Origin of the sequence: Kocuria sediminis, assembly GCF_009735315.1 — a bacterium.
Lineage (GTDB): Bacteria > Actinomycetota > Actinomycetes > Actinomycetales > Micrococcaceae > Kocuria > Kocuria turfanensis.
In genome coordinates this window covers 1-556 of the sequence record NZ_WOGU01000062.1, presented here as the reverse complement: position 1 = coordinate 556, position 556 = coordinate 1, and the positions used below count along the sequence as shown (strand labels likewise).

The window sequence follows — 556 nt, the reverse complement described above, 5'->3', positions numbered from 1 at the left end:
GTCGTTGACCGGTTGGCTATCTTGAGGATGTCGGGGCTGGTCCTGGTCCACCCGAACGGGTGGCAGCGGTCGATCCAGCCGGTGACGAACGCCCAATTCCACCGGTTGAGCTCGAGCACCGAGGCGAGATCGGTCCGGTGCAGGGCCTGACGCTCGATGATCCCGAACCACGCTTCCACGAGGTCCAGCCAGGACGCCGAGGTACCGGTGTTGTGCACCTGTACCCAGGGGTTCACCTCCCACCACTCCTCGATTTCGGGAGTCTTGTGCACCGCGTAGTTGTCCATCGCCAGGTCCTGGCCGGGTAGACCCGGGCGACCTGTTGGAGGAAGGCGAGGAACTCCTGGCGCCGGTGCCGTGGTTCGCAGGCGGCCGTGACATGACCGGTGGCGATCTCCAGGGCCGCGAACAACGTGGACGTCCCGTGGCGGACGTAGTCGGTGGTGCGCGCCGCCGGCTGCCCGGGCTGCATCGGCAGATCTGGGGCCGTGCGCTCAAAGGGCATGAATCTGGGACGCCCCGTCCACGCACAGCACCACGTCCCGAAGGCGGAGCC

1 pseudogene is annotated in these 556 nt (G+C 67.3%); it reads right to left on the bottom strand.

Annotated elements, in window-relative coordinates:
• A pseudogene (locus tag GMA12_RS18655) lies at nucleotides 1-287 on the bottom strand (IS630 family transposase); the annotation flags it as partial.
• Nucleotides 288-556 lie beyond the last annotated feature (269 nt).